Origin of the sequence: Pelagibius marinus, assembly GCF_014925385.1 — a bacterium.
GTDB classification, from domain to species: Bacteria; Pseudomonadota; Alphaproteobacteria; order Kiloniellales; family Kiloniellaceae; genus Pelagibius; species Pelagibius marinus.
In genome coordinates this window covers 287,025-310,737 of record NZ_JACSDK010000009.1, presented here as the reverse complement: position 1 = coordinate 310,737, position 23,713 = coordinate 287,025, and the positions used below count along the sequence as shown (strand labels likewise).

Genomic DNA, 23,713 nt, shown 5'->3' with positions numbered 1-23,713 from the left:
GGGAATGAGGAGACAGGTATGACCCATGTTCCGGCCTCTGAAGCCCTCTCGCACATCCGGGTGCTGGATGTGACGCGCGTGCGTTCGGGCCCGACGGCGGCCCGCCAGCTCGCCGACTGGGGGGCGGACGTCATCAAGATCGAGCCCCCGGAGAGCCTGGAGCCGGACGGGGCGCTGGGCGCCGGCCGCAACACGCCGGACTTTCAGAACCTGCAGCGCAACAAGCGCAGCCTGACCCTCAACCTGAAGGACCCCGAGGGCCTGGCGATCTTCTACAAGCTGGCCGAGAAGGCCGACGTGGTGATCGAGAACTTCCGCCCCGACGTGAAGGAGCGGCTGAAGATCGACTATCCGGCGCTGAAGGCGATCAACCCGCGCATCATTCTGGCCAGTATCTCCGGCTTCGGCCAGGACGGGCCCTATTCCAAGCGCCCGGGCTTCGACCAGATCGCCCAAGGCATGGGCGGCCTGATGTCGATCACCGGCGAGCCGGGGCGCGGGCCCTACCGCGTCGGCATCCCGCTGGCCGACCTGACGGCGGGGCTGTTCTGCGCCCACGGTATCCTGGTCGCCCTGATCAGCCGCGAGAAGACGGGCGAGGGCCAGTGGCTGCACACCTCGCTGCTGCAGTCGCAGATCTTCATGCTGGATTTCCAGGCCGCGCGCTGGCTGGCCAAGGGCGAGGTGCCGACCCAGGCCGGCAACAACCATCCCACCAGCGTGCCCACCGGCGTGTTCAAGACCCAGGACGGCGCGATCAACATCGCGGTGGCCGGCGAGACCATCTGGCAGCGCTTTGCCAAGGCCGTGGGCAGGCCCGAATGGATCGACAGCGAAGAGTACAAGGACAATGCCGCGCGCCTGGCGCGCCGTGACGAGCTGAACGAAGAGATCGAGGAAATCACCCGGGCCTGGAAGAGCGGCGACCTGGTGACCATGCTGCTGGACAAGGGCGTGCCCTGCGGCGAGATCAACCGCATCGACGAGGTCTTCGCCGATCCGCAGGTTCAGCATCTGGGCATCGCCCAGAACGCCGACACCCTGCCCTTCGGCAAGACGCAGCTGGTCGGCCAGCCGGTCATTCTGACCGGCACCCCCAGCCGCATCGTGCAGCACCCGCCGGAACGCGGCGAGCACACCCAGGAAATTCTTGCGGAGATCGGCTATGACGGCGAGCGTGTCAGCGATCTGCGGCAACGCCAGGTGATTTAGCCGGCGAAAAGGAGAAGAGGTTTATGGCGAGCGAGTCAGCGACGGATCAGCAGAGCGACAAGATGCTCGGCCGCAAGGACGGCGCGATCGGTCATCTGATCTTCAACAACCCGGAAAAGCACAACGCGGTCTCCCTGGAGATGTGGGATGCGGCGGACCGCATCCTCGACGACTTCGCCGCCGACGCAGAGGTGCGCGTCGTGGTGCTGTCGGGTGCGGGCGGCAAGTCCTTCGTCTCCGGCGCCGACATCTCGAAGTTCGAGAAGGAACGCGGCTCCGAGGATGCCGTGCACCACTACAACGAGCGCATCAAGGGCGTCTACGGGCGGGTCGAGCTCTTCGCCAAGCCGACCATCGCCATGGTCAACGGCTACTGCCTGGGTGGCGGGCTGAACCTCGCCGCCGCCTGCGACCTGCGCTTCTGCTCGGCCAAGTCGAAGTTCGGCATGCCTGCCGCGCGCCTGGCGCTCGGGTATCCCTATCACGCGATCCGCCGGCTGATTAACGCCGTCGGACCCTCGGCGGCCAAGTACCTGATGTTTTCGGCCGAGCGCATCGACGCCGAGGAGGCTTTCCGCCTCGGCCTCGTGCAGAAGGTGCTGCCGGAGGAGGAACTGGAGAGCTTCGTGGCCGGCGTTGCCGGGCGCATTGCCGGCAACGCGCCGCTGACGGTCAAGGCCATGAAGGCGATCACCAACGAGGTGCTGAAGGATCCCGAGGACACCGACCTCGCGCTCTGCGACCGCCTGGTCGCCGACTGCTTTGCCAGCGAGGACTACAAGGAAGGCCGCCGCGCATTCATGGAAAAGCGCGACCCGGATTTCAAAGGACGCTAAACGCCGCGCCGCTGGGAGGCGGAGGTCTGGCGCGCCGCGGCAAGTTCCTGGGCGCGTTCGGCCTCCATGGCGGCCAGCAGGCGGTGCTTGGCGGCCAGCACGTGACTTTTCATCGAAACGCCCGCGGCGATGGGGTCGCGCGAGGCGATGGCCTCGACGATCTGGCGGTGCTCCTCGTTGGAGATCCGCATGGAGCCGGACTGCAGCAGGCCCTTGCGCCGGAAGAGGTGCAGCTCCTTGATCAGGCTCTTGTAGAGACGCTCCAGGCGACGGTTGTTGGCGTAGGCCAGCAGGGCGTTGTGGAATTCCAGGTTCGCCGGATAGTAGCTCTCCAGGTCGCGCTCGGCGGCGGCGCGGTCCATCTTGTCCACCAGCTCGAAAAGTGAGGTGATCTGTGCGTCCGTTGCCTGGTCGGCGATCAGGCGGCCCATCAGCTCGTCGAGGGCGGAGCGGATATCGTAGACCTCCAGGGCTTCGCGCAGGTCGAGCTCGCGCACGAAGACGCCGCGGTTGGGGATGGCGACCAGCAGGCCTTCCTGGGCCAGGGCCCGGCAGGCTTCGCGCAGGGGACCCCGGCTGGTGCCGAACTTCTCGGACAGGGCGATCTCGTTCACCCTGTCCCCGCCGCGCAGCTCGCCGTTCATGATCATGTTCTCGATCGCCGCCTGGACGCGGGTGGTCAGGGGGCCGCTGCCGTTTCCCCTGCGGTCGTCGCCCCTGTGATCGTCGCCCCTGTGATCGTCTGCGCTGCTCACCGTAAACCCCTCGAAGGCCCAGCTTTGAAATCAGGCCCCTATTGTCGACGAAACGAGCCTGAACCTAAATCCAAAAATGCGCCAATTTCGGGGAAAAGACTGCTTTTGTGCCGTCTTGGTGCCCTTCTGGGCGGCTTTGGAATGTCGGCAGTCGGGGCAGAACGGCGGCGGGGCATCCAATCGACTGACGCCGCCGAAGCGCGCCGGTGTTCGATGCTCCTTCGCAGATGACCCTGGCACCGCTATGGCGCCTGCTGCATTCTAGGCGCGGGATCCGATCGCACGGAGCGGTGGTGGATGGAGTACACGATCGGCGGCGCGAACATCGTCGTCCTGGCCGTCGCCGTCTGGTTTGCCGGAACCTTCATCAACAGGAAAGTCGCCTTCCTGGAGCGCTACAGCATTCCGGTCGCCGTCACCGGGGGGCTGCTGTGCAGCCTGACGGTCACGGTCATCTACTACGTCTTTGACGTCACCATCCACTTCGACACCCGCCTGCGCGATCTGTTGCTGCTGACCTTCTTCTCGACCATCGGCCTCTCGGCCCGGATGAGCCTCTTGAAGCAGGGTGGTGCGGCGCTGGTGATCCTGCTGCTCGCGGCGGCCGTCCTGCTGATCCTGCAGAACACGACCGGCGTCCTCCTCGCCCTGGCCTTCAGCGCGCCTCCGGGCTACGGCCTCTTCGGCGGCAGCGTCTCCCTGGCCGGCGGGCACGGCACCGCGATCGCCTGGGGCGCCGTGGCGGAGGAGGCGGGGCTGCGGAACGCCAGGGAGATCGGCATCGCCTTCGCCACCTTCGGGCTCATCGCCGGCGGGCTCATCGGCGGCCCCATCGCCGAGCGCCTGATCAAGCAGAACAAGCTGCAGGCGGCCTGCCGGCAAGAGCCCCGGGGCGGCCCGGCCGCGGCGGCAGAACCGGCGGCGACGCAGAGCCTGCCGCCGATCTCCTCGACACTGGGCACGTTGATGCTGCTCGCCGTCTGCGTGGAGGCGGGCGACCTAGTGAACCAGTTCCTCTTCTCGCGCGGCGTCACCTTGCCGGGCTTCCTGACCGCCATGCTGGTGGGCATCGTCATCGTCAACGGCGCCGACCTGCTGAAGATCAGGCTCGAACCGGTTACGCGCGACCGCGTCGCCGAGTTGAGCCTGCAGCTCTTCCTCGCCATGAGCCTGATGAGCATGCAGCTCTGGGTCCTGGCCGGGGCCGTGGGGCCGATCCTGCTGATCCTTTTCGCCCAGATGGCCGTGATCACCCTCTTTGCCGTCTTCATCGTCTTCCGGGTGATGGGTCGGACCTACGACGCCGCCGTCATGGCCGCCGGCTTCTCGGGTCTGGGCATGGGGGCGACGCCCGTCGGCATTGCCAATATGAACGCCGTGACCTCGAAATACGGCCCTTCTCCGAAGGCTTTCCTGGTGGTGCCCCTGGTCGGCGCCTTCTTTCTCGACCTCTTGAACGCCCTTGTCATCAAGACCTTCCTCGGCATGGAGTTCATGCAGGCATTTTGAGCCGATCCGCGCCTTGACGCCCCTTATTGTATCCGCTTGTATACCGACAATAACACCAGGCCTCGGCGCCGGGCGCCGGCGGCTTCTGCGGTCTCAATGGGAAACCTCGCTTCATGACCCAAACGGCTATCCCGTTCCTCTTCATGCGCGGCGGCACCTCGCGCGGCCCCTATTTCAAGCGCGCCGACCTGCCGCAGGACCTCGACGACCTCTCGCAGGTGCTGATCGCTGCCGTGGGCGCCGGCCACCCGCTGAACATCGACGGCATCGGCGGCGGTGCCGCGGTGACCACCAAGGTCGTCATGCTGAGCAGGTCGGAGCGCGAGGACGCCGACATCGACTACTTCTTTGGCCAGGTGGCGGTGGAGGAGCGCCTCGTCGACTACAAGCCGACCTGCGGGAACATGCTCTCCGGCGTCGGCCCGGCCTCGATCGAGCTGGGCCTCTTCGAGCCCGCCGACGGCGAGACCCGCATCCGTATCCACGCCGTCAACACCGGCGCCCTGGTCGAGGCCGTGGTGCAGACGCCGGGCGGTAAGGTGCAGTACGAGGGCGAGGCGGCGATCGACGGCGTGCCCGGCACCGCGGCGCCGGTGCTGCTGAACTTCATGGACGTGGTGGGCTCGAGCTGCGGGGCCCTCCTGCCCACCGGCAAGCTGCGCGAGGAAATCGACGGCATCGAGGTGACCTGCATGGACGTCGCCATGCCCATGGTCATCGCGCGGGCGGCGGACTTCGGCCTCACCGGCTATGAGACCCGCGAGGAGCTGGACGCCAACAAGGATTTCTACGCGCGCATGGAGCCGATCCGCCGCAAGGCCGGCGAGATGATGGGCCTGGGCGACGTCTCCAAGTCGGTGACCCCGAAGTTCGGCATCCTCTCCAAGGCGCGCGAGGGCGGCACCATCTCGGCGCGCTACTTCATGCCCTGGAACTGCCACCCCAGCATGGCGGTGACAGGCTCCCAGTGCCTGGCCTCCTGCACGCTCACCCCCGGCACCGTGGCCGAGGGGCTGGCCGAGCCGGCGCAGGGCCAGCCCGCCGTGGTCACCATCGAGCATGCCTCCGGCAGGATCGACGTCACCGTCGACTACGAGATGAAGGACGGGGCCTTCGAGCTGCGCTCGGCCGGGCTGCTGCGCACGGCGCGGCTGCTGGCGCGCGGCGAGATCTATGTGCCCGGCGCCGTCTGGGCGGGCTGAGCCAGCTTCGGAAAAAATTGCGCTATTTCAGGGCCCTGGAAGCCTTGAACCGCGTTGCCTAATATTGTATACAAGAGAATACAAAAAGTAGGAGAGGTAACCTTGGCCGCGCCACGCGCCAACAAGATCGCCGCCCCCGCGCCCGAGGCGCTGCAGGGGAAGACCGCCTACCAGCGGCTGCTCGACGAGATCGCCTCCGGCGCCCTGCTGCCGGGCACCCGGCTGCGCGAGGTCGAGCTGGCCAACCGCCTGGGCATCAGCCGCACGCCGGTGCGCGACGCCATCCGGCAGCTGGAGGCGGACGGCCTGGTTGTCCACGTGCCGCGGGTCGGCGCGACCATCCGCACCCTCGACTACGCGGAGGTGATGGAGCTCTACGAGATGCGCGCGGTGCTGGAAGGCACGGCCGCGCGGCTGGCGGCGCGTGCCGCCTCGGACGTCGAGATCGCCGAGCTGGAAGCCCTGAACGAGGAGCTGCGCGCGGCCGAGCGCGACGGACTGCGCAGCTACGCGCTCAACAAGCAGTTCCACCGCACGCTCCTGGACGCGGCCCGCAACCGCTACCTCACCCGGTCGGTGAACAGCCTGGAGAAGACGCTGCTGATCCTCGGGCGCTCGACCCTCTCCGAGTCGGACCGCGTGCGCGAGGCCGTGGCCGAGCATGCGGAGGTTCTGGACGCCCTGCGCGCCCGTGACGCCGCCAAGGCCGAAGAGGTCATGCGCCGGCACATCGAGGCGGCGCACCGTGCGCGCCTGCGCCAGCTGCGCACCGTCGTGCTCCCGCACGGCTGACGATCCGGCGACGGCCCGCGCTGCGCTGACCTGCCCTTCATGGACGGTGAGATGGTCGGAAGATCCCTAGTTGAGACCACCTGGGATGTGGTGGTGGTGGGCGGCGGCAACGCGGCGCTCTGCGCCGCCATCACGGCGGCGGAGAAGGGTGCTTCCGTGCTGATCCTCGAAGGCGCGCCGAAGCCCTACCGCGGCGGCAACAGCCGCCATACCCGCAACTTCCGCTGCATGCACCGCGGCCCGCTCTCGGTGCTGACCGATACCTACGAGGAAGAGGAGTACTTCCAGGATCTGCTGGTGGTGACCAAGGGCAAGACCGACGAGGGCCTCGCGCGCATGGCCATCCGCGAGTCCGAGGCCTGCCTGCCCTGGATGGAGGCCCACGGCGTGCGCTTCCAGCCCTCGCTTTCCGGCACCCTCTCCCTGTCGCGGACCAACGCCTTTTTCCTGGGTGGCGGCAAGGCCCTGGTCAACGCCTACTACAACACGGCCGAGGACCTGGGCGTGCGCGCCGTCTACGAGGCCCAGGTCGTCCATGTCGGACTCGAGGACGGCCGCTTCACCCATGTGGAGGTCGAGCTGGGCGGCGAGACGCTGCGGGTCGAAGGCAAGGCGGTGGTCCTGGCCGCCGGCGGCTTCCAGGCCGACATCGACTGGCTGGCGCGCGCCTGGGGACCCTCGGCGCGCAACTTCCTGATCCGCGGCACGCCCTACAACAGGGGCGTGGTCTTGAAGGACCTTCTGGACCAGGGCGCGGAGAGCATCGGCGATCCGACCCAGTGCCACGCGGTCGCCATCGACGGGCGCGCGCCGAAGTACGACGGCGGCATCGCCACGCGCATCGACTGCGTGCCCTTCTCCATCGTCGTGAACAGGGACGGCCAGCGCTTCTACGACGAAGGCGAGGACGTCTGGCCGAAGCGCTACGCCATCTGGGGGCGGCTGGTGGCGGCGCAGCCCGACCAGATGGCTTACGCGATCATCGACCACAAGAGCATCGACCTCTTCATGCCCACGGTCTTCCCGCCGGTCAAGGCGGAGACCATCGAGGGGCTGGCCCAGCGCCTGGGCCTGCCGGCGCCGGCGCTGAAGGAGACGGTCGAGGGCTTCAACCGGGCCTGCCGGGAAGGGACGTTCCATCCCACCGAACTGGACGGGCTGGCGACCGAGGGGGTCTCGCCGGAGAAGACGAACTGGGCGCGGCCCCTCGATACGCCGCCCTACTACGGCTACCTGCTGCGCCCCGGCGTCACCTTCACCTACCTGGGCCTCAAGGTCGACGAGACGGCGCGGGTCACCGGCCAGAACGGCCGCTACGCCAATATCTGGGCGGCCGGCGAGATCATGGCGGGCAACGTGCTGGGCGAGGGTTATCTCGCCGGCTTCGGCATGACCATCGGCACCGTCTTCGGGCGCATCGCCGGCAGGGAGGCGGCCGATCATGTCCTCTGACGCAGCCACTCCATCTCTCCTGCAGTTCGCCGGCGATGCCGAAGGCGAAGCGGCCCTTGCCGAGGCGCGCCGCCAGATCGAGATCTGCAACGCCTGCCGCTACTGCGAGGGCTTCTGCGCCGTCTTTCCGGCGATGACGCGGCAGAAGGCCTTCAGCGACGGCGACATGACCCAGCTCGCCAACCTCTGCCACAACTGCCGGGGCTGCTACTATTCCTGCCAGTACACAGCGCCCCACGAGTTCGACCTCAACGTGCCCGGCATCCTGGCCGAGGTCCGCCAGGACAGCTGGTCCCGCTGCGCCTGGCCGGCGGCGCTGGGCCGCGTCTTCCACCGCCACGGCGTGGCGGTCGCGGCCGCCCTGGTCACCGGCTTTGCCTTCCTGCTGCTGCTCATCCAGTCGCTGCGCCCGGAGGCGGGGCAGGGCTTCTACGCCTTCCTGTCGCACAACGCCATGGTGGCGGTCTTCCTGCCGGCCTTCCTGCTGCCGCTGGCCGCGCTGGCCGTGGGGCTCCGGCGCTACTGGCGCGAAGTCGGCGGCAGCCCCTTGCGCGGACGCCACCTGGTCGCGGCCTTCAAGGACGCGGCGGTGCTGCGCAACCTCGACGGCGGCCAGGGGCAGGGCTGTAATTTCGAGAAGGGCGACCGCTATTCCAACGAGCGGCGCTTCGCCCACCAGGCGACGCTCTACGGTTTCCTGCTGTGCTTTGCCGCGACCAGTGTCGCGACGCTGATGCACTATCTCTTCGATATGCCGGCACCTTACGGCCTCTTCAGCCTGCCCAAGCTGCTCGGCCTGTCAGGCGGCCTGCTGCTGTGTCTCGGCACCCTGCGTCTCGCCATGCTGAAGGCCAGGGGCGAGCGCGACCTAGGCGCCCCGCGTGTCTGGGGCGGCGAGATGGCTTTCGTGCTGCTGCTGTTCTTCGTCAGCCTGTCGGGCCTGGTGCTCTACGCGGCCAGCGGCACGGCTATCGGCACTGGGGCGGTGTCCTGGCTGCTGGCGCTGCACCTGGGATCGGTGCTCGCCTTCTTCCTGCTGACGCCCTATTCGAAGATGGCGCACGGCTTCTACCGCCTGGCGGCGCTGGCGCGCGAGGCCCAGCAGCGCGAAGCAAAGCCCTAGCGCTTGCCCAGCTCCCTGGCCTTGTCGCCGCCGACCACCGAATACTGCATCGCCACCTTGCGCGACTTCTGGAAGGTCGCGAGGTCCTTGCCGCGGAAGGCGGCGTAGATCTCGGGGTTGGAGCGGCCGAGGACGGCGGCCATCTTCTCGATGACGAAAAAGCTGACCCCGTAGCGGATCATCTCGATCCACTTGCGTTCGCGGATGAGGTCGCGTTCCTCCTCGCTGAGGCCGAAGTCCTCGAACAATGCCTCGGGATTCTCGACAAAGCGCTTGCGGTGCTCCGGTTCCGTGAGCCGGTGCAGGAAGTCGTTCACGCGGAAGGCCTTGTGGCTGCGTTCCAGGGTGAAGGGGTAGGTGCCTTCCAGCTTCTCGACGCCGGCCAGCTCGTGGTTCATGTGCCGGCGATAGGCCTCTACCTCCTGCAGTGAGGGCCGGTCGCCCTGGTCCTCGTAGATCACCGTGGCGATGTTGGTCATGGAGGGCAGGTAGGTCGTGCGGTGCACACGCGTCACCCTGTCCGACAGCGCGCCGCGCATGATCAGCCACATGATGACCTCGGCGCCCTCCAGGCCGCCCAGCTCCGCATAGTCCGCCAGGCGCATCCCGGCGAGTTTCTCAGGGTCGTTCTCCAGCAGGTCGAGGAACTTCTCGTCCCAGTCTTCGTTGTTGAAGCCGCAGCGCTCGCCGTGGACCTGGTGCGACAGGCCGCCGGTGGCCATGACCGCGACCTTCAATTCGTCGGGCAGGTCGTCGTCGGGGAAGCTCTCCACCGCCTTGCGCAGGGACTGTCCCAGCCGGTAGCAGCGTTTGGCGCTGGGGATGGGGAACTGCAGCACGCCGACCTGCAGCGGCACGATGCTGCCCGACCAGCCGTCTTCGGCGTCGGCGATCATCGACAGCGGCGAGAAGCAGCCGTGGTCCAGCGGTTTGTGCTGGAAGAACGACATGTCGAACTCGTCGGCCACCAGGGCCGAGGCGATGTGGCGGGCCAGCGCCGCATGTCCCTTCAGCGGCGGCAGGTCGCGCGGGCCGCCGCCTTCGTCGGCGGGCGCGTAGCTGTCGTCCACGCCCAGCGCGAAGGCGGAGTAGTGGTCGAAGAAGAAGGAGGAGATGTGATCGTTGTAGATCATGAAGAGGACGTCGATGTCCCGCGCCTTGACCCAGCGCTTGATTTCCTCGAAGCCCACGAAGATCGGCGCCCAGGCCGGGTCGGCGGCCTTGTCGGCGTCCTTGGCGAAACCGATGGTCGGCGAGTGCGAGGCGCCGATCCCTCCGACGAGTCTGGCCATGCCGGCATTCCTCCCTTTAAGTCCGCCCGGACACTATCGCCGGGGCCATCGGGCAGCGGCCACTTCAATCTGGGTCGGCGGTATAAGAAACGCCTATTGCGCTCTTTGCCTGACGGTGATCGGACGGCTATCCTCAAAGAAAAGAATCTGGGGAGGAGAAGGCATTACATGCAGGAGCAGCTTTTCTTCAACATCGACAGCGCCGAAGGCGGGGTGCCCCGCGAGCTCGCGCCGGGAATCACGACCACGGTCTTCTCCGGCGAGCACGCGCAAATCTCGATCGTCCGCTTCGAAGCAGGCGCCAAGGGTACGCTGCATCACCACCCCGAGGAGCAGTGGGGCCACTGTCTTTCCGGCGGTGGTGTGCGCTACCAGGGCGACGAAGAGGTGGCGGTGAAGCCTGGCGATTTCTGGCGCACCCCCGGCGACCTGCCGCACACCATGGTGGCGGGCGACGCGGGCATGGTGGTCATGGATATCTTCGCGCCGCCGCGCAAGGCTTATAAGCAGGCCGGCAGCGGCTTCGCCGCCGGGGAATAGCGGCCGCGCCGCAGGGCCAATCAGGGGATCTCGGGAAACAGAGGGTCGAGGCCGGTCTCGCGGATGGCCGGCGCGGCTTCCTCGGAGGCCAGGAAGCGCAGCAGGTGTTTGGCTTCGGCCACCTTCTTCGAGGTTGCGCCGATGCCCGCGCAGAACACAAAGGGGCGGCGGAACACCGCGGGCAGCCGCCCGATGATCTTCACGCCCTCGATGGGCAGGATCTCGCTGATCTGCTGGAAGCCGAGATCCGCTTCGCCGCGCGCGACGACACGGCCCACCCGTTCGCTGTAGACGGTCCTTGCCGTCTCTTTCATCTGCTCTGCGATACCCAGGGCGGGAAAGACCTCGGTGGAGAGATAGATGCCGCTGGCGCTGGCTGCGTGCGCCACGGCGCGGGAGGCCAGCAGGGTGGCGCGGAAGGCCTCGACGCTGCCGATGTCCGGCGCCGGATCTCCGCTGCGCACCATGGCGCCGATGTGTGACTCCACGAGGTCGTAGCCGGCGTCCGCGCGGATCAAGCCCTGGGCCGTGAGATTATCCAGCGCCTTGCGGGCGAGGAAGTAGACGTCGAAGCGCTCGCCCTCGGCCAGGCGGGTCGGGATGGAGTCGTGCGCCGTGCCCAGGGAGGAGCCGAAGGACAGCTCCACCGCGCAATCGTTGGCGCTGCGGTAGAGCGGCAACAGCCGTTCAAGGGCGGCGGCCAAGGCGCCGGAGGTAATCGCCCTCAGCGGCGCCCTGCCGGTGTCCTCGCCCATGGGCGCGGCGCCGCTCAGCCCAGGACCTTGGCGAGGAAGGCCGCGCTGCGCTGGTGCGCCAGGTCGGCCGCCGCAGCCACGTAGCTCGGGCGGGCGTCGTTGGCGAAGGCGTGACCGGCCTCGTAGATCTGCACATCGGCCTCGGGCAGGTAGTCCTTCATCTGCTCGACCATTTCCAGAGGCACGTGCTCGTCGCTGGTGCCGCAGTGGCACAGCAGCGGCGCCTTCAGCGGCCGGTCCAGGTACTGCGGCAGGCGCGTGCCGTAGAAGGAGATCCCGCCGGCGACGTCCAGCACCTGGGCGGCGCGCAGGGCCAGGCCGCCGCCCCAGCAGAAGCCCATGACCGCGACCTTGCCCCCCTTCTCGCTGAGCGCCTGCACCGCGGCCTCGACGTCGGTCATGGTCTCGGAGAGGTCGGCGGCCAGCATGATGTCGCGGCCCTTCGGGCCCTGGTCGAAGGGAAAGACAGCGCCGCGTTGCTTGCGGTCGAAGAGCGCCGGGATGGCGACGTCGTAGCCGAGGGCGGCGTAGTGCGCGGCGACGCCCTTCAACTGGTCGGTGACGCCGAAGATCTCCTGCAGGATGACCAGGCCGCCCAGACGCGCGCCCCTCGCGGGCTCCATCCAGCAGTCCAGCTCATGGCCGTCGGCGGCGGTCAGCCGCGTCATCGCCCCTCGGATATCCTGTGTCATGGGCGGTCCTGTCCTTTCGCAATGGAAGTTGCGGGAGCCGCCGCCGGCGGGCGGCTCCCGCAGGGATCATTCGCCGACCGTGATGCCGGCTTCCTTGTAGTAGCGCAGGGCGCCGGGGTGATAGGGCACGGCGTTGGCCGGCGCCATCTCCGCCAGCTTGGCGCGGCCGAAGGCCCCGAAGGAGGCCTTCAGCGCCTCGTTGTTCTCGGCCACCGCCTTGGTCATGCGGTAGACCAGGTCCTCGTCCGCGCCGGCGTGGGTCAACATCATCCAGGGCACCTCGATGATGTTGGCGGCTTCCTTCAGGCCGGGGATGTTGTCGTTCTGCGCTTGCGACACGATCTTGCCGGCCGGCAGGAAATCCTTGAAGGCCTTCACGCCCTCCGGCGAGTTGTCGAGGGAGACGTACTGCAGCCCGCCGCGGTCCTGCATCTTGGCCTCGACCTGCTTGCCGGCGCCGGAGTTGAGGCTGATCAGGGTCACGTCGACCAGGCCGTCGCCCAGGGCCTGGATGCCCTTGACGAAGCTGGAGACCGGCACCTTCTGAAAATCGTCATAGGTCATGCCGCCGTTGGCCAGTGCACCGGCGATGTAATAGGGGATGATGGTGGAGGAGGTGTACTCCGAGGCGATGCGCAGCTCGCCGGCCTTGGCCTTCAGGTCGGCGATGGTCTTGATGCCGCTGTCGGCGACGACCATGAGGCCGGTGCGCAGCGGGAACATGACGCCGACCAGGCGGATGTTCGGGTTGGCGCGGTCGTAGTTGCCGGTGCCGGCGTGGGCGTACTCGGCCTCCACGCCGTTGGAGAAGCCGAAGTCGACCTCGCCTGTGTTGATCAGCGGCAGGTAGCCGACCAGCGGCTGGGTGCGGGCGGTAATGCCGGCGTCGTTGGCCACCTTGGCGACGGCCTGGCCGGAGTTGTAGGCCAGCGAGCCCTGGGCGCCGGTCGCGACGGTCACGACCTGGGCCAGGGCGCCGGCGGCCATGAGGGAACTGCCGAGCAGTCCCAGGGCAAGGGCTTTGGCGAACGTCTTCATTGGTCTTCCTCCCGTGCTGAATTTCTTTCAGTCAGTCGATTCTCTGGGTACTTGGACGTCTTGGGCGGCGCTGCGTCTGAAGTAGATGAGGCTGGCGGCAACGCCGGCGGCCGCCACGGCGCAGGCGATGTGGATCTTGTCCCAGCCCGCCGGCAGATAGCCGGCCGGCAGGGCGCCCAGCCCCAGCGCCGCGAAGAGCAGGCGTGTTGGTGTGCCGAGGCGGCAGTGGAAAAAGCCGACCATGCCCGCGCAGATGGCGGCAACCCCGATGATGGAAAGGACCGTGGCGAGGGCGATGGCGCTCCAGGAACCCTCCAGCAGCAGGGCGGGCGAGCCGACGAAGATGAAGGGGATGATGTAGGCGGCCCAGCCGACCCGCATGGCGGCGAAGCCGGTGCCCAGGGGGTCGGCCTTGGTGATGGTCGCCGCCGCGAAGGCGGCCAGGGCCACCGGCGGCGTGATCATCGACATCATGCCGAAGTAGAGAATGAAGAGGTGCGCGGCGATCGCCGGCACGCCGGCCTGCACCAGCGAGGGCGCGACCAGGGCGGCCAGCAGCACGTAGACGCCGGATGTCGGCATGCCCATGCCCAGCAGGGTGCAGATCAGCGCCGAGACCAGCAGCAGCAGGAAGAGGTTCTCGCCGATGGCGTTGACCAGCACCAGGGTGAGGGCGAAGCCGAGGCCGGTGATGTTGAGGATGCCGATGACGAAACCGGCCGCCGCCACCACCAGGATCAGGTCCACCATGGAGGTGCCGGTATCGATGAAGACGTCGCGCAACTTGGCCAGGGTCAGGCGCTGGCCGCGGTAGCCGCGCAGGAAGCCGACCAGGACGATGGCGATGGAGGCCATGAGCGCCGAGTCCTCGGGGTCGTAGCGCCACCAGAAGAGCGCGGCGAGCAGCACCCCCAGGGGTAGCGCGAAATGCCAGCCGGCGCGCAGCACCTCCGCGGCGCTGAGGACCTCGTCGTCGCCGTGGCTGATCCGGTCGCGCCCGGCGATGAGGTCGACCTGGATGAAGACGCTGACGTAGTACAGCAGCGCCGGGATCAGCGCCGCGGCGGCGACGGTCAGGTAGGAGATGTCGAGGAACTCGGCCATCAGGAAGGCGGCGGCGCCCATGATCGGCGGGGTCAGCTGGCCGCCGGTGGAGGCCACCGCCTCGATGGCGCCGGAGTCCTTCCTGGAATAGCCGCCGCGCTGCATCAGCGGGATGGTGACCACGCCGGTGGTGACCACGTTGGAGACCGCGCTGCCCGAGATGGTGCCGAAGAGGGCCGAGCCGACGACGGAGATCTTGGCGCTGCCGCCGCGCGAACGCCCGGTCGCGGCGATGGCCAGGTCGGTGAAGAAGGCGCCGCCGCCCGCGGCGAAGAGCAGCTGGCCGAAGAAGACGAAGAGCAGCACGATGACCGTGCCGACCACCAGCGGCGTCGAGAAGACGGCGCTGGGGTCGAAGCCGACGTACTGCACCAGGCGCACGGGCGTGAGCGCCTTGCCGATCAGTTGGCCGGGCACCTTGTCGGCGAAGAGCGCGTAGACCAGGAAGATCGCGACGATGACGAAGAGCGTCCAGCCGGCGCGCCGCCGGATGCCTTCCATAACCGCCAGGGTGACGACCAGCCCGATGACGGTGATCTCCGGCGGGCGGTAGGCCTGCTCGCGCAGCAGGTAGGAGAAATCCCAGGCCGCGTACATCAGCACCAGGAAGCAGACGACGGCCGCCAGGCCGTCGACCAGCCCGACCCGCGCCTTGCGGTCGCCCGAGGGGCCGAAGCGCAGGAAGGCGATGGTGAGCGCCAGGCCCAGCTGGAAGGCCAGGTACTGCTCGGTCAGGATGGCAACGCCCAGGCGGGTCGGCGTCTCGATGTTCCACAGGATGCAGGCGACGCACATCACCGCGGCCAGCACCGCGATCAGGCCTTCGCTCCAGCTTCGCTCTGTCGCCGCGTCGCTCAAGAGGCCGCTCCGGCTTCTTCGGGCCAGTAGAGGCGCAGGGGATTGTCGACCAGCAGCGCCCGCTGCAGGGCTTCGGTCCCGGCGATGCGCGGGATCCAGTCGACCAGTGCGCCGTCGTCGGGAATATGCGATTTCATGTTGGGATGCGGCCAGTCGGTGCCCCACAGCACGCGCTCGGGAAAGCGCGCGACCAGCGCGCGGCCGAAGGGCACCACGTCGTCGTAGGGCGGCCCCGCGACGGTCAGGCGCTCCGGGCAGGAGACCTTGACCCAAATGTTCGGATTGTCGTCGAGAAAGCGGATCAGCTGCTGGAAGGCTGGCGCCTCGACGCCCTTGTCGATGTCGGGCCGGCCCATGTGGTCGATGACGACGGTGCCGGGCAGGGCGGCCAGGAAGGGCATCAGCTCGTCCAGGTCGGCGGCCTCGAAGTAGACGACGCTGTGCCAGCCCAGGGCGGTGACGCGCTCGGCGACCTTGCGGAAGACGTCCTTGGGCGTGTTGTCGACCAGGCGCTTGACGAAGTTGAAGCGGGCGGCACGCACGCCGGCGCGGTCCAGCGCGGCCAGGTCGTCGTCGCCGATCTCCGGGTCCAGTACGGCGACGCCGCGGGCCAGCCCCCGGGACGCGATCAGCGCGTCGGCCAGGGCCCGGTTGTCGCGCCCGTGGCAGGAGGCCTGGACGATCACGTTGCGGGTGAAGCCCAGGTGGTCGCGCAGCGCGAAGAGCTTCTCCTTGGGGGCGTCGACGGGTGTGTACTTGCGCTCCGGCGCGAAGGGGAAGACCGCCGCCGGGCCGAAGACGTGGCAGTGCGCGTCGACGGCGCCGGGCGGCACGACGAAATCGGGCTTCTTGGGGTTGGGATGGAACGGCAGGTAGTCGGAGGTCACCCGCGCTCCTCCGGCCCCAGCCTTGCTGAGGTCGTGGGTCTCGAACTGGCCACGCGCCTGGTAGCGGCATGGAGATAAGGGGCAGACTTCTGCGCCGCCGCCATCGACTCCTCCCCTGGATCGATGTCCTCGATCGATGGTCGCGCGCCCGGCCCACCTGCCGTTTTTGCTCTTGCCGGTCATTATGTGCCGTTATCCGGAGGTGTTTCCGGACGCCGGTGCCGGGCGCGAATTTCCTGTGAAACCGTAATGCCATGGCCCGGTCTGAGGTAATAAGAAATAGCGGCGCGGCCATAAGCAGGGGATATGGCGGCGCCAGGGCTGCCGGGGCCCGTGGAATTTATGGCGGCAACGGAAGATTGGACGGCGAATCGCCGCCGGCCCGGCCTATGGTTGGTCCCATCGTCCAGGACCTTGTGAGGCTGCCGAGCTATGACCAAAACCGTGACTGTTGAGCGGGCGCGCTTGCTGCACCTCGCCGAGGCGGCGCTGACCGCCGCCGGGGCCGCTCCGCGCCACGCCGCCCTGTCCGCGGATATCCTCGTCGAGGGCGATCTCATGGGAATTGGTACCCACGGCGTGCTGCGCGTGCTGCTCTACAGCGAGCGGCTGCGCCTGGGCGGCATCAAGGCCGGCGCCGATATCAAGGTGGAACGCAAGGCGCCTTCGCTCGCCCTGGTTGACGGGGACGACGGCCTGGGGCCCGCGGTCGCCATGACCGCCCTGGACGCCGGCTGCGAGATGGCGGCGGAAAGCGGCCTCGCCTACGTCGGCTGCCGCAATTCCAACCACCTGGGCGCGCTGGCCCCCTATGCGCTGAAAGCCTGCGAGAGAGGTCTGGTGCTGATCAGCGGCACCAACGCCTCCACCACCATCGCGCCCTGGGGCGGGCGTGAGGCGCGCCTCGGCAACAACCCCCTCTCCATCGCCGCGCCCCGTCCCGCTTCGGCGGGCCCGGACGCGCCGCACTTCATCCTCGACATGGCGATGAGCGTCGCCGCGCGCGGCAAGATCCGCAAGGCGCGGGACGAAGGTGCCGGCATTCCCGAAGGCTGGGCGGTGGACGCCGCCGGCAAGCCGACCACCGACCCGGTGGCGGCTCTGGAAGGCTTCCTCCTGCCCTTCGGCGGGCACAAGGGCTCGGGCCTGTCCCAGGCAGTGGACCTGCTCTCGGGGGTCTTGAGCGGCGCGCGCTTCCTGACCGACATCTCGCCCTGGACCGACTATCCGGAGCGCCCCTGCGGGACCGGCCACTTCTTCCTGCTGCTCGACCCCGCCCGCCTGCTGGGCAAGGAGGCCTACGAAGCCGCCGTGACGCGCTTCTGCCGCCTGATCCGCGAGACGCCGCCGGCCGATCCCGCGCAGCCGGTGCAGATTCCCGGCGAGCGAGAGCAACTGCGCCGCGCCGAGGCGCTGGACAAGGGGATTGTCCTGCCCGCCGACCTGCTGGCCAAGATCGAGGCCCTGGCGAAGGGCCGAGGGACGCCTAGTCCGAGGTGACGGGATGCCCTTCGAACTGTTTGGCGCCGTCGCAGATTTCGTACCATGAGGGCTTTTCGGCGACGAACTCGTGGAAGCGGTTCTTCACGCCCGGTTCACTGTCCAGGGCATTGGCAGCAATCGGAAAGCTCTCCGCTTCCGACAGGATTTCACCCAGCGAGGTGCCGCAGGTCCTGCAGAAGCACCGACCGTACTTGTAAGGGGAAACCGGTTCGAAAAGCTGGACGTGATCCCGTCCTTGAATCCATCTCAGGTCCTCTTTTTTCACAAACACCAGGGTGCTCGCCCCGACTTTGCGGCACCTCGTGCAGTGGCACGTCGCCATCATCGACGGCTGCGCCAACAGCTCGAACCGGACCGCTCCACAGCAACAGCTTCCAGGAATCATCACCCACCTCTGCAGATTCGAACTCTGTCCAAGATAGAAAGAACATTACATGAACATTTGGGTCGGTTCAATGTGACACCGGGCTGGAAGCGCGGATCCGACGGTTTCGGTCAGCCCGTGGGTCCTGATCCTGGACGATCAGGCTGGATTTTCAGCCCTGCGCCTGGCCGAGGCCGCCTGCACCTTGGCGTCGGCGGCGATCCATTCCTGCGTGATGGCCTTCACTTCCTTCAGCAGGGTGGCCTGCACCTGGGTCGGTTTCCAGTCACGCCGCAGGGTGGCGACGATGGTGCGCCGCAGCTCGGGCAGGCCGATGTCGACGGCCGCCAGCAGTCCGGCCTCCAGCTCCGGGGTGATCTGGTGGCGCGACAGCACGGTCAGGCGGTCGCTCTCCAGCAGCAGGCCGCGCACCGAGGCCTGGGAGCCGGTCTCGATGAGGCCCTTCTCGTGCTGCACGCCGATCCGGTCCAGCAAGGCATCGCAGCTGCGCCGCGTCGGCGTGCCTTCGCGCGGCAGGATCCAGGGGTAGCGCGCCAGATCCGAGATCGAGGACATGCCCTTGACGATCAGCGGGTGATCCGCCCGGGCGACGACCGCCAGCCGGTCCTCGAAGAGCAGGTCCTCGACCACGTCGTCGGTGGCCAGCGGGCGTCCGGCGGTGACGATGAGGTCCAGGTCGCCGGCGCGCAGGCCGTGCAGCAGCTGGTCGTAGGTGCCGTCCTGGACCAGGAAGTTGGCGTCGGGAAAGGCGCGGGCCGCCCGCGCCACCGCCCGCGGCACCAGCTCGGTGCGTCCCAGGGCCAGGGCGCCGATGGCGACACGGCCCTGGTGCCGGCCGCGGGCCTCGTCCAGGTCGTCGGAGACCAGGTCGATTTCCTTCAGGATCAGACCGACCGATGCGGCGAAGTCGGCGCCGCTGCGGGTCGGCGCCAGGCCCAGGCTGGTCTGCTCCAGCAGGTCGACGCCGAGCACGTCCTGCAGCTGGCGCACGGCGCGGTGCACGGAAGGTTGAGAGATGCCCAGGCGTTTCGCGCCGGCCTTGAAACCGCCGGCGCGCGCCGTCGCCACGAAGGCGTCGAGCTGCGACAGGGTCAGCATGCGGTCGGGCAGGACAGCGCCGGAACCGCGATTGCCGCGCCCGGTGCAGACGCGCTGGGTCGCCGCGCGCAGCCGTTCCAGCGCCCGGTTGATGCGTTCCACCGCCACCTGGCCCAGCTCGGTGGGGTAGACGCCGGTGGTGCCGCGCTCCAGCAGGCGGCAGCCGTAGTGACCCTCCAGCCGGGCCACGGCCTGGCTGACGGCGGATTGCGTGACGCGCGCCGCTTCTGCCGCCCGGCTAATGTTTCCCTCGCGGACCGCCAGGCTGAAAGCCCGCAGATGGCGCAGGTTTGGCCGGTTCGCGCGTGTGTTTTGACTGCCCATGAATAGCAACATGTAATGCCTCGTACCGTGAATTTCTTATACAAACCCGACCCCGGCGGCAATACTGCCGTCCGACACCGGAACTGAGTTGCAGGAGGAGTTAATGGCTGGGCAGTCCGCCTTGGTCGTCAGCGCGCATGCCGCTGATTTCGTCTGGCGCGCGGGTGGGGCCATCGCCCTGCATGCTTCCAAGGGCTACGCGGTGACCATCGTCTGCCTGTCCTACGGCGAGCGCGGCGAGTCCGCCAAGCTGTGGAAGCAGGACGGCATGACCCTGGAGCGGGTGAAGGACGCCCGCCGCAAGGAGGCCGAGGCCGCCGCCAAGGCGCTGAACGCCCACGACATCGAATTCTTCGACCTGGGCGACTATCCGCTGGTCGCCGGCCCCGAGGCCAAGGAGCGGCTGGTCGACACCATGCGCCGCGTGCAGCCGTCCTTCCTGCTGAGCCACTCCAAGGCCGACCCCTACAACAGCGACCACCCCTATGCGACCCAGGTGACGCTGGAGTGCCGCTCGACGGCCCAGGCCTGGGGCCACAAGCCGGGCGAGAAGGTGCTGGGCGCGCCGCAGCTCTACCTCTTCGAGCCGCACCAGACCGAGCAGTGTGACTGGCGTCCCGACACCCTCCTCGACATCACCGATGTCTGGGAGCAGAAGTGGGCCGCCATTCAATGCATGGAGGGCCAGGAGCACCTCTGGAGCTACTACACCAACGTGGGCGAAAACCGCGCCAACCAGTTCCGCCGCAACTCCGGCGGCCAGGCGGGCGGCCGCGCGGCGAAATACGCCGAGGCCTTCCAGTCGATCTTCCCGCGCACGGTAGACGAGCTGTAGGAGGACGTGTGATGAGCAATCTTGTCGTCACCAACTGCCCGCGCGCCGAGCGCGCCATCGTCGACGGCCTGGCCGCCTGCGGCGTCGCCACGGTGCACGAGGCCCAGGGCCGCAAGGGCCTGATGCAGAGCTACATGCGCCCGATCTACCCGGGCGCCCGGGTGGCGGGCAGCGCGGTGACAATCTCCATGGCGCCGGCCGACAACTGGATGATCCACGTCGCCGTCGAGCAGTGCCGGGAAGGCGACATCGTCGTCGCCACCCCGACCTCGCCCAGCGACCAGGGCTACTTCGGCGAGCTGCTGGCGCAGTCGCTGATCGCCCGCAAGGTGCGCGCCATGATCATCGAGGCCGGCACCCGTGACACCGCCGACCTGACGAAGCTGGGCTTTCCGGTGTGGTCGAAGGCGGTCTCGGCCCAGGGTACGGTGAAGGAGACCGTCGGCTCGGTGAACGTTCCGATCGTCTGCGCCGGCGCCGCGGTGGCGCCGGGCGACGTGGTCATCGCCGACGACGACGGCGTCTGCATCGTCAGGCGCGAGGAGGCCGAGGTGGTGCTGGCCGCGGCCCGCGCCCGCGAGGAGAAGGAGGAGGCGACCCGCGCCCGCCTCCAGGCCGGCGAGCTGGGCCTCGACATCTACAACATGCGCCAGCGCCTGGCCGACAAGGGACTGAGGTACGTCGACCACGCGGACCTCGCCGCCGGCAAGACGGAAGGCTGATCCCTTGTCCGGCAATTCAGGAAGTTCCGGGATCCCCTGCACGATGATGCGCGGCGGCACCTCCAAGGGCGCCTACTTCCTGGCCAGCGATCTGCCGCAGGACGCGGCCGCGCGCGACGCCCTGCTGCTGTCGGTCATGGGTTCACCCGATCCGCGACAGATCGACGGCATCGGCGGCGCCGATCCCCTGACCAGCAAGGTCGCCATCGTCGAGCGCTCCGCGCGCCCGGGCATCGACGTCGACTACCTCTTCGCCCAGGTCTTCGTCGACGAAGCGCGCGTCGGCTACGCGCAGAACTGCGGCAACATCCTGGCCGGCGTCGGCTACTTCGCCATCGAGCAGGGCCTGGTGCCCGCCGGCGACCCCGTCACCCACGTCACCATCTACATGTCCAACAGCGGCCAGACCGCGGTGGCCGAGATCGCCACGCCCGGCGGCAAGCCGAGCTACAGGGGCGAGGCCCACATCGACGGCGTGCCGGGCAGCGCGGCGCCGGTGCCCTTGAGCTTCACCGACGCCGCCGGCTCCACCTGCGGCGCCCTGCTGCCGACCGGCAACGCGGTCGACGAGGTGGCGGGCACCAAGGTCACGCTGATCGACAACGGCATGCCGGTGGTGGTCATGCTGGCCTCCGACATGGGGATCAGCGGCGAGGAAACGCGCGAAGAGCTGGACGCCAACAGCGAGCTGAAGGCGCGCCTGGAGAAGATCCGCCTCGCCGCCGGCCCGCTGATGAACCTGGGCGACGTCACCGAGAAGACCATTCCCAAGATGACCATGGTCTCGGCCCCGCGCCACGGCGGCTGCGACTCGCCCCGCACCTTCATCCCGCACCGCTGCCACGCGACCATCGGCGTCTTCGGCGCCATCAGCGTGGCCACCGCCTGCCTGCTGCCGGACTCGCCGGCAGCCGGCGTGGCGGTCATCCCCGAGGGGGCCACGAAGAAGCTCGCCGTTGAGCACCCGACCGGCGCGCTCGACGTGCTGATGGAGATCGACGAAGGCGGCTCGCCGCCGGAGATCAAGCGCGCCGCCTTCCTGCGCACCGCCCGCAAGCTCTTCGTCGGCAGCGTCTTCCCCCACGAGGACGGCTAGGCCCGTCTCTGACAAGGGCCCCGGCAGGCGCTTTGGTCCTGCGTCCTTGCCGGGCGCAAAATCTCCGGTTGCTTGGCCGGTGATCCCCTTCGCGTTGACAATCGGCTGCGCTGAGGCCTACGGTGTTCTGAATTCAGAATTCAGAAATAACTCAGGTGGCAAGCATGCAGATGCCCCCCCTCGCGCCGAAGCCCGATCTCACCATGCAGACGCTGGATGCGATCCGGGCGGCGATCCTGTCCGGGGATCTGGCGCCGGGCACGCCCCTGGCGCAGGAGGACCTGGCGGCGCGCCTGGGGGTCAGCCGGCAACCCATCAGTCATGCGCTGATCCTGCTGAAGTACGAGGGGCTGGTGGTCGACCGTGGCCGCAAGGGCCAGATGGTCGCGCCGATCGACGCCGACCGCCTGCTCGGCCTCTACCAGGTGCGTGGCGCCCTGGACCGCTTGGCGGCGCGTCTGGCGGCCAGGCGGGTAGGGGCGCAGGAAGTTCAGGCTTCGACGTTGGGGGTCCTGATCGAAGAAGGCAAAGCGGCGGCCGCAGCCGGGGACATCGACGCGCTTGTCGAGGCCGATGTGGCCTTTCACCAAGCGATGTACGAGCTGTCCGGCAACCCCGAAATCGCGATCACGGCCAACGTTTTCTGGCCCCACATGCGGCGCTCCATGCGTGTCGTCCTGGAAGACCGGGAGTCATGGGGCGCCATCTGGGCCGAGCACGCGGCGATCGCCCAAGCGGTCGTCTCCGGCGACGAAGACCTGGTTGGCTCGCTTGCGGCCCAACATGCGGAAAGCGCCGGCGAAGCGACCTACCGGCGTCTCAAGAACCTGTAGGCGAAGCCCCGGTACGCCGCGTCTCGGCTTGCAGCAAAAACAAACCTAATTCCCGGAGGAGAGTCCCATGCGTTTGACCGACGAGGAACTGGAGCAGTTCGACGAGCAGGGCTATCTGTTCTTTCCCGGCAAGTTCTCGCCCGAGGAAGCAGCCCTGCTGAAACACGAAGCCGAAAACGTCTACGCGATGGAGCGCAAGGAGGTCTGGCGCGAAGCCTCCGGCGTCGCCCGCACCGCCTTCGCCGCGCACCTCTACAACGAAGGCTTCCGCCGGCTCGGTGCGCATCCCCGGCTGATCGAGCCGGTCCAGCAGGTCCTCGGCGGGCCGGTCTACATGCATCAGTACAAGGTCAATGCAAAGGCGGCCTTCGACGGCGAGGTCTGGCAATGGCACCAGGACTACGGCACCTGGAAAAGGGACGACGACATGCCGGAGCCGCGGGCCATGAACATCGCCGTCTTCCTGGACGACGTCACGGCGGCCAACGGTCCGCTGTTGTTCATTCCGGGAAGCCACAAGCAGGGCGTCGTCGAGGCGGGGCACGATCTCGAGACGACCTCCTATCCGCTGTGGACGCTGGACCGGGAAACGGTCAGGAAGCTGGCCGAGAAGGGCGGCTGTGTGGCGCCCACCGGCCCCGCCGGCAGCATGCTGATGTTCTCCTCCCTGCTGGTGCACGCCAGCCCGCCGAACATCTCTCCCTTCGGCCGGACCATCGTCTATCTCTCGCTGTGCCACGTGGACAATCATATCCGCGCCTTCAACCGCGAGGACTGGATCGCGCACCGGGACTTCACGCCGATCACCCCGCTGGACGACGACTGCCTCGACGAGCTGGTCGCCGCGCAGCGCCAGGCCGCGGAGTAAGG

At 68.1% G+C, this 23,713-nt stretch carries 23 protein-coding genes; 14 read left to right on the top strand and 9 right to left on the bottom strand.

From position 1 onward, the window contains the following. Positions 1 to 18: 18 nt before the first annotated feature. A complete protein-coding gene (locus H7X47_RS11360) occupies positions 19 to 1,212 on the top strand; it encodes a CaiB/BaiF CoA transferase family protein (RefSeq protein WP_193368783.1) in 1,194 nt (397 codons plus the stop codon). A 23-nt stretch (positions 1,213 to 1,235) separates the two neighbouring features. Continuing rightward, positions 1,236 to 2,048: an enoyl-CoA hydratase gene (locus tag H7X47_RS11355; protein ID WP_193368782.1), complete on the top strand. Its 813-nt coding sequence runs from the start codon at positions 1,236 to 1,238 to the stop codon at positions 2,046 to 2,048. Here the strand turns inward: H7X47_RS11355 and H7X47_RS11350 are convergent. After that, positions 2,045 to 2,803 carry an FCD domain-containing protein gene (locus H7X47_RS11350; RefSeq protein WP_193368781.1) on the bottom strand — a complete coding sequence of 253 codons (759 nt, stop codon included), beginning with the start codon at positions 2,801 to 2,803 and terminating at the stop codon, positions 2,045 to 2,047. The genes H7X47_RS11355 and H7X47_RS11350 overlap by 4 nt on opposite strands. Positions 2,804 to 3,100: 297 nt before the next feature. Between H7X47_RS11350 and gltS the strand changes: the two genes are divergently transcribed. The 5 genes from gltS to tcuB all read left to right on the top strand — a co-directional run bounded on the left by gltS (position 3,101) and on the right by tcuB (position 8,881). Then, complete coding sequence (gltS, locus tag H7X47_RS11345) at positions 3,101 to 4,312, top strand: sodium/glutamate symporter (protein ID WP_193368780.1); 1,212 nt, start codon at positions 3,101 to 3,103, stop codon at positions 4,310 to 4,312. Positions 4,313 to 4,425: 113 nt separating this feature from the next. After that, positions 4,426 to 5,514, top strand: coding sequence for a 4-oxalomesaconate tautomerase (locus H7X47_RS11340; RefSeq protein ID WP_193368779.1), 1,089 nt, complete (start codon positions 4,426 to 4,428; stop codon positions 5,512 to 5,514). Positions 5,515 to 5,616: 102 nt separating this feature from the next. After that, a complete protein-coding gene (locus H7X47_RS11335; protein ID WP_227010380.1) occupies positions 5,617 to 6,306 on the top strand; it encodes a GntR family transcriptional regulator in 690 nt (229 codons plus the stop codon). Between the two features lie 51 nt (positions 6,307 to 6,357). After that, positions 6,358 to 7,758 (top strand): FAD-dependent tricarballylate dehydrogenase TcuA, encoded by a 1,401-nt coding sequence (gene tcuA, locus H7X47_RS11330; RefSeq protein ID WP_193368778.1) that lies wholly within the window; start codon positions 6,358 to 6,360, stop codon positions 7,756 to 7,758. Further along, positions 7,748 to 8,881 (top strand): tricarballylate utilization 4Fe-4S protein TcuB, encoded by a 1,134-nt coding sequence (gene tcuB / locus H7X47_RS11325; RefSeq protein ID WP_193368777.1) that lies wholly within the window; start codon positions 7,748 to 7,750, stop codon positions 8,879 to 8,881. The genes tcuA and tcuB overlap by 11 nt, the downstream gene beginning before the upstream one ends. Here the strand turns inward: tcuB and H7X47_RS11320 are convergent. After that, a complete protein-coding gene (locus H7X47_RS11320) occupies positions 8,878 to 10,173 on the bottom strand; it encodes a gallate dioxygenase (RefSeq protein ID WP_193368776.1) in 1,296 nt (431 codons plus the stop codon). The genes tcuB and H7X47_RS11320 overlap by 4 nt on opposite strands. Before the next feature lie 168 nt (positions 10,174 to 10,341). Here H7X47_RS11320 and H7X47_RS11315 point away from each other — a divergent pair, with 168 nt between their 5' ends. After that, positions 10,342 to 10,713 carry a cupin domain-containing protein gene (locus H7X47_RS11315; protein ID WP_193368775.1) on the top strand — a complete coding sequence of 124 codons (372 nt, stop codon included), beginning with the start codon at positions 10,342 to 10,344 and terminating at the stop codon, positions 10,711 to 10,713. 20 nt (positions 10,714 to 10,733) lie between these two features. Here the strand turns inward: H7X47_RS11315 and H7X47_RS11310 are convergent, their stop codons facing one another. The 5 genes from H7X47_RS11310 to H7X47_RS11290 all read right to left on the bottom strand — a co-directional run bounded on the left by H7X47_RS11310 (position 10,734) and on the right by H7X47_RS11290 (position 16,047). After that, positions 10,734 to 11,468, bottom strand: a complete 735-nt coding sequence (locus H7X47_RS11310; RefSeq protein ID WP_193368774.1) for a substrate-binding domain-containing protein — start codon at positions 11,466 to 11,468, stop codon at positions 10,734 to 10,736. A gap of 14 nt (positions 11,469 to 11,482) precedes the next feature. After that, on the bottom strand, positions 11,483 to 12,160 hold the full coding sequence (locus tag H7X47_RS11305; protein ID WP_227010379.1) for a dienelactone hydrolase family protein: 678 nt from the start codon (positions 12,158 to 12,160) through the stop codon (positions 11,483 to 11,485). A 66-nt stretch (positions 12,161 to 12,226) separates the two neighbouring features. Then, complete coding sequence (locus tag H7X47_RS11300) at positions 12,227 to 13,198, bottom strand: TAXI family TRAP transporter solute-binding subunit (RefSeq protein WP_193368773.1); 972 nt, start codon at positions 13,196 to 13,198, stop codon at positions 12,227 to 12,229. A gap of 27 nt (positions 13,199 to 13,225) precedes the next feature. After that, complete coding sequence (locus H7X47_RS11295; RefSeq protein WP_193368772.1) at positions 13,226 to 15,160, bottom strand: TRAP transporter permease; 1,935 nt, start codon at positions 15,158 to 15,160, stop codon at positions 13,226 to 13,228. Then, the gene (locus H7X47_RS11290) at positions 15,157 to 16,047 is read right to left on the bottom strand and encodes an amidohydrolase family protein (protein ID WP_193368771.1); all 891 of its coding nucleotides are present in this window, start codon (positions 16,045 to 16,047) and stop codon (positions 15,157 to 15,159) included. Before H7X47_RS11290 ends, H7X47_RS11295 begins: the two co-directional genes overlap by 4 nt. 432 nt (positions 16,048 to 16,479) lie before the next feature. Here H7X47_RS11290 and H7X47_RS11285 point away from each other — a divergent pair, with 432 nt between their 5' ends. Beyond that, on the top strand, positions 16,480 to 17,547 hold the full coding sequence (locus tag H7X47_RS11285; protein WP_193368770.1) for an Ldh family oxidoreductase: 1,068 nt from the start codon (positions 16,480 to 16,482) through the stop codon (positions 17,545 to 17,547). On the opposite strand, the gene H7X47_RS11280 is transcribed toward H7X47_RS11285, so the two are convergent. After that, on the bottom strand, positions 17,534 to 17,935 hold the full coding sequence (locus H7X47_RS11280) for a GFA family protein (RefSeq protein WP_193368769.1): 402 nt from the start codon (positions 17,933 to 17,935) through the stop codon (positions 17,534 to 17,536). The two genes, H7X47_RS11285 and H7X47_RS11280, sit on opposite strands and share 14 nt — an antisense overlap. 138 nt (positions 17,936 to 18,073) lie before the next feature. Next, a complete protein-coding gene (locus H7X47_RS11275) occupies positions 18,074 to 19,369 on the bottom strand; it encodes a LysR family transcriptional regulator (RefSeq protein ID WP_193368768.1) in 1,296 nt (431 codons plus the stop codon). A 91-nt stretch (positions 19,370 to 19,460) separates the two neighbouring features. Between H7X47_RS11275 and H7X47_RS11270 the strand changes: the two genes are divergently transcribed. From H7X47_RS11270 to H7X47_RS11250, 5 genes are all read left to right on the top strand, one after another. After that, positions 19,461 to 20,192 (top strand): PIG-L deacetylase family protein, encoded by a 732-nt coding sequence (locus H7X47_RS11270; RefSeq protein WP_193368767.1) that lies wholly within the window; start codon positions 19,461 to 19,463, stop codon positions 20,190 to 20,192. 11 nt (positions 20,193 to 20,203) lie between these two features. Continuing rightward, positions 20,204 to 20,914, top strand: coding sequence for a 4-carboxy-4-hydroxy-2-oxoadipate aldolase/oxaloacetate decarboxylase (locus tag H7X47_RS11265; RefSeq protein WP_193368766.1), 711 nt, complete (start codon positions 20,204 to 20,206; stop codon positions 20,912 to 20,914). Positions 20,915 to 20,957: 43 nt separating this feature from the next. Beyond that, positions 20,958 to 22,010, top strand: a complete 1,053-nt coding sequence (locus H7X47_RS11260; RefSeq protein ID WP_193368765.1) for a 4-oxalomesaconate tautomerase — start codon at positions 20,958 to 20,960, stop codon at positions 22,008 to 22,010. A gap of 164 nt (positions 22,011 to 22,174) precedes the next feature. Next, positions 22,175 to 22,843 carry a GntR family transcriptional regulator gene (locus tag H7X47_RS11255; RefSeq protein WP_193368764.1) on the top strand — a complete coding sequence of 223 codons (669 nt, stop codon included), beginning with the start codon at positions 22,175 to 22,177 and terminating at the stop codon, positions 22,841 to 22,843. A gap of 67 nt (positions 22,844 to 22,910) precedes the next feature. Further along, positions 22,911 to 23,711, top strand: coding sequence for a phytanoyl-CoA dioxygenase family protein (locus tag H7X47_RS11250; protein WP_193368763.1), 801 nt, complete (start codon positions 22,911 to 22,913; stop codon positions 23,709 to 23,711). The last annotated feature ends 2 nt before the right edge of the window (positions 23,712 to 23,713 follow it).